Origin of the sequence: Micromonospora sp. KC207 (assembly GCF_004348615.1) — a bacterium.
Taxonomy (GTDB): Bacteria; Actinomycetota; Actinomycetes; order Mycobacteriales; family Micromonosporaceae; genus Micromonospora.
In genome coordinates, this window is sequence record NZ_SMKJ01000406.1 from 1 (window position 1) to 4,589 (window position 4,589).

Annotated in this window: 5 protein-coding genes; 1 reads left to right on the top strand and 4 read right to left on the bottom strand. The window is 73.2% G+C overall.

From position 1 onward, the window contains the following. Positions 1 to 56: 56 nt before the first annotated feature. On the top strand, positions 57 to 851 hold the full coding sequence (locus E1258_RS30130; RefSeq protein ID WP_132407069.1) for a hypothetical protein: 795 nt from the start codon (positions 57 to 59) through the stop codon (positions 849 to 851). A 30-nt stretch (positions 852 to 881) separates the two neighbouring features. On the opposite strand, the gene E1258_RS30135 is transcribed toward E1258_RS30130, so the two are convergent. The 4 genes from E1258_RS30135 to fabG all read right to left on the bottom strand — a co-directional run bounded on the left by E1258_RS30135 (position 882) and on the right by fabG (position 4,436). Beyond that, positions 882 to 1,661 carry an HAD-IIA family hydrolase gene (locus tag E1258_RS30135; RefSeq protein ID WP_132407071.1) on the bottom strand — a complete coding sequence of 260 codons (780 nt, stop codon included), beginning with the start codon at positions 1,659 to 1,661 and terminating at the stop codon, positions 882 to 884. Between the two features lie 51 nt (positions 1,662 to 1,712). Then, entirely contained in the window at positions 1,713 to 2,741 is a 1,029-nt protein-coding gene (locus tag E1258_RS30140) for a ferrochelatase (RefSeq protein ID WP_132407073.1), read from the bottom strand. A 173-nt stretch (positions 2,742 to 2,914) separates the two neighbouring features. Further along, positions 2,915 to 3,682 carry an enoyl-ACP reductase FabI gene (gene fabI, locus E1258_RS30145; RefSeq protein ID WP_007071977.1) on the bottom strand — a complete coding sequence of 256 codons (768 nt, stop codon included), beginning with the start codon at positions 3,680 to 3,682 and terminating at the stop codon, positions 2,915 to 2,917. Positions 3,683 to 3,731: 49 nt separating this feature from the next. Beyond that, positions 3,732 to 4,436: a beta-ketoacyl-ACP reductase gene (fabG, locus tag E1258_RS30150; protein WP_132407075.1), complete on the bottom strand. Its 705-nt coding sequence runs from the start codon at positions 4,434 to 4,436 to the stop codon at positions 3,732 to 3,734. Between the last annotated feature and the right edge of the window lie 153 nt (positions 4,437 to 4,589).

Sequence of the window (4,589 nt, forward strand, 5' to 3'; positions counted from 1 at the left end):
AGCCGGGCCCGCAGCAGTCGAGACACGGACGGCGCGCACCACGTACCCTCTCTTGCATGTCCTCCCCCGCAACGGGCGCGGTCAAGGTTGCGCCGCGCCGGTCGAGCCGGTTCGTTGCCTGGATACGCGCGTGGCGCGCCGGGCTCGTGCCGTACGACGAGGTCGCCGAGGAAATCGCCGGCGACGAGGAGCACCTCGTCGCCGACGCCCCCGGCACCTGGACCGACGTCCCGCTGCGCGACGCGCTGCCCACGCTGGCGAAGCTCTCCCCGGACGAGATCCGGCTGGTGCTGCCCGTGCCGGGCGACCCCCGGGGGCTGCCCGGGCCGGGCGACTTCAGCGGTGCCGCGCTGCTCACCGGCGAGGCGGTCGTCGCCGGGGGGATCGGGGTGATCCCGGAGGTCCGCACGCACACCTCGGGCTCGGGTATGACGTGGGAGACGGTGCTGTGGCGGTGCTACCCGCTGCCCGCCGACGCCCCGGCCGCGTCGCTCGGCTCGCCCGGCGCCGCCGAGGCCGAGGCGGAGCTGGCCAGCGCGCTCGCCGAGGCCACCGCCGCGCTGACCCGGCTCGACGTCGCCCAGTGGCGGCCGGAGCTGGCCGGTGCGCTGGAGGCGCTGCGCCGCCCCGACGGCACCACCGACCTGCCCCCGGGCTTCGACCCCCGGGCGCGCCGGTTGTTCGCCCGCGCCGCCGTGCTCGACCGGGTGCTGGCGCTGGCCGGGCACAGCGCTCCCGGCGGGGCGGTCAACAACCACGAGGCCCGGCAGCGCGACGCCGCACTGCGCCCGCTCACCACCGCCTGCCGCCAGGCCCTGGTCGCCGCCTGCAACGCCCCGCTGCGCCCCTGACCGCTGCGCCCCCACCCGGTGGCGGGCTGGTCAGATCTCGTCCATCAGGTCCGCCACCGAGTCGACGATCCGGGACGGCCGGTACGGGTACCGCTCGGCCTCCGCCCTCGTGCTGATCCCGGTCAGCACGAGGATCGTCTCCAGCCCCGCCTCCAGGCCGCACAGCACGTCGGTGTCCATCCGGTCGCCGATCATCGCGGTCGTCTCGGAGTGCGCGTTGATGGTGTTGAGCGCCGAACGCATCATCATCGGGTTCGGCTTGCCGACGAAGTACGGCTCGACGCCGGTCGCCTTGGAGATCATCGCCGCGACGGAACCGGCCGCCGGCAACGCGCCCTCCACCGACGGCCCCGTCACGTCGGGATTGGTGCAGATGAACCGGGCCCCGTCGTTGATGAGGCGGACCGCCTTGGTGATCGCCTCGAAGCTGTACGTGCGGGTCTCCCCCAGCACCACGTAGTCCGGGGCGAAGTCGGTGAGCACGTACCCGACCGCGTGCAGGGCCGTGGTCAGCCCGGCCTCCCCGATCGCGTACGCGGTCCCGCCCGGCCGCTGGTCGGCGAGGAACTGGGCAGTGGCCAGCGCCGCCGTCCAGAGGGCGTGCTCGGGCACCTCGAAGCCCATCCGGGTGAGCCGCGCCTGGAGGTCGCGCGGCGTGTAGATCGAGTTGTTGGTCAGGATCAGGAACGGCTTGCCGGAGGAGCGCAGCTTGTTGATGAACTCCGGCGCGCCGGGCACCGGCTGGCCCTCGTGCACCAGCACGCCGTCCATGTCGGTCAGCCAGCTCTCCACCGGCTTGCGTTCGTACATTCGTCGTCCCAGGGGTGTCGGGTAGCGGGGCAGGACCGGGAGGACCCGGGGTCAGGGACGGCGGGCCGGCACGCAGCACACCGTCGGACAGGCGTCCCACAGCGGCAGCTCGCCGAGGCGACGGCGCAGCCGCTCGCCGCCCGGCTCCGTGCGCTCGGCGACCAGCTCGCGCACCATGGTGACGAAGCGCGGGTCGGTGCCCGGGGTGCCGGCCCGGGCGAAGTCCAGGCCGAGCCGCTTGGCGGTTTCCAGCGCCTCGGTGTCGAGGTCCCAGACCACCTCCAGGTGGTCGGAGACGAACCCGATCGGGCTCACCACCACGCCGGTGGTACCCGCCTCCGCCGAAGCGGCGAGGTGGTCGTTGACGTCCGGCTCCAACCACGGTACGTGCGGCGGGCCGGACCGGCTCTGCCACACCAGGTCGTACGGCAGGTCGGGCGCGGCGCAGGCGTGCACCAGGCGGGCGGTCTCGGCGAGCTGCGCCTCGTACCGGCCGCCGTGCGGACCGGCGTTGACGGCCATCGAGGTGGGGATCGAGTGGGCGGTGAAGACCAGCCGGGTGGTGGCCCGCTTCGCCGGGTCGAGTTGACCCAACGCCGAGCGCACCGCGTCGGCGTGCGGCTCGACGAAGCCGGGATGATCCCAGAACTGGCGCAGCTTCTCGACCGTCGGGGCGTCCGGGCCGACCGCCGCCCGGGCCCTGGCGATGTCCTCCTGGTACTGCCGGCAGGAGGAGTAGCCGCCGTACGCGCTGGTCACGAACGCCAGGGCCCGGGTGACCCCGTCGTCGCGCATCCGCGCCACGGTGTCGGCGAGCATCGGGTCCCAGTTCCGGTTGCCCCAGTAGACCGGCAGGTCCACGCCGTGCTCGGCGAAGTCCGCCCGGATCGCCGCGAGCAGGTCCCGGCACTGCTGGTTGATCGGGGAGACCCCGCCGAAGTGCAGGTAGTGCTCGGCGACCTCCGCCAGCCGCTCCGGAGGCACGCTCCGCCCCCGTGTGACGTTCTGGAGGAAGGGCAACACGTCCTCGGGCCGTTCGGGTCCGCCGAAGGAGACCAGCACCAACGCGTCGTACACCATGGGCCCCATTCTTCCCCGCACCCGGCGGCGACCAGGCGACGCCCCCTGGTCCCGGGCCCGGGGGAGGTCAGGAAGGGGCCCCTGCCACACCGAGTGCGTCAGCAGGGGCCCCGGGCGAACGGGCCGGCGGCGCATGCTGCGCCGGGGCACCCCGGCCCGTTCGTCCTTGCGCCTCAGGCGCCGAGGGCGTGGTAGCCGCCGTCGACGTGGACGATCTCACCGGTGGTCGCCGGGAACCAGTCGGACATCAGCGCCAGGCAGGCGCGCGCCGCCGGCTCCTGGTCGGTGAGGTCCCAGCCCAGCGGCGCCCGATCGGCCCAGGCGTCCTCGAACTGGACGAAGCCGGGGATCGACTTCGCGGCCATGGTGCGCAGCGGCCCGGCGGCGACCAGGTTGCTGCGGATGCCCTGCTTGCCCAGATGCAGCGCCAGGTAGCGGGACGCGGATTCCAGCCCGGCCTTGGCCACGCCCATCCAGTCGTAGACCGGCCACGCCTTGGTGGCGTCGAAGGTGAGCCCGACCACCGCGCCGCCCGGGGACATCAGCGGCAGCGCCGCCATGGCCAGCGACTTGTAGGAGTACGTCGAGACGTGCAGCGCGGTGGCCACGTCCTCCCACGGGGCGTCGAGGAAGCCGCCGCCGAGGCAGCTCTGCGGCGCGAACCCGATCGAGTGCACCACCCCGTCGAGGCCGTCGACGTGCTCCCGGACCTTGTCGGCCAGGCCGGCGAGATGCTCGGCGTTGGTCACGTCCAGCTCGATCACCGGGGCCGGCGCGGGCAGCCGCCGGGCGATCCGCTCGACCAGGGAGAGCCGGCCGAAGCCGGTGAGCACGACCTGCGCGCCGTTCTCCTGGGCGAGCTTCGCCACGGAGAAGGCGATCGAGGCGTCGGTGATGACGCCGGTGACCAGCAGCCGCTTACCGGCCAGCAGTCCGGACATGTGGGAGTTCCTCCGTTGAGATTCGTGCGGTGGGGCGCGGTGGGCAGCGTCAGTGGCCCATGCCGAGGCCGCCGTCGACCGGGATCACGGCACCGGTGACGTAGCCGGCGGCGTCCGAGGCCAGCCAGGTGACCACCCCGGCCACCTCCTCGGGCGCGGCGAGCCGGCCGGCCGGGATGGCCTTGACGTACTCGGCTCGGCGCTCCTCGGGCAGCGCGGCGGTCATGTCGGTGTCGATGAAGCCGGGCGCGACGACGTTGGCGGTGATGTTGCGCCCGCCCAACTCCCGGGTGATCGACCGGGCCATGCCGACCAGGCCGGCCTTGCTCGCCGCGTAGTTGACCTGCCCGGGGCCGCCGTACAGGCCGACCACCGAGGAAATGAAGATCATGCGTCCCCACCGGGCCCGGAGCATCTTCTTGGACGCCCGACTGGCGCAGCGGAAGGCGCCGGTGAGGTTGGTGTCCAGCACCCGGGTGAACTGGTCCTCCGACATCCGCATGATCAGCGTGTCGTCGGTGATGCCGGCGTTGGCGACCAGCACCTCCACCGGGCCCAGTTCGGCCTCGACGGCGGTGAAGGCCGCGTCGACGGAGGCGGAGTCGGTCACGTCGCAGATGACACCGAACAGGCCCTCGGGCGCGTCACCGCTACGATGGGTCACCGCCACCCGGTCACCCTGCTTGGCGAACGCCTGCGCTATGGCCAGGCCGATCCCCCGGTTGCCGCCGGTCACCAGCACGGTACGGGCCACGGGTCCCCCTCTGCTCAGCTGATCCACGTCGGTCCGGAGCCTAGGCGTTACCGGCAGGTAAGCGCTAACGCGGGCCCGCGGCGCGCGGGCCACTGGTGCAAGGAAGGGCCCACTGTTAACGCATTCGGTAGTGGAGGGGCCCCTTGTCAACAC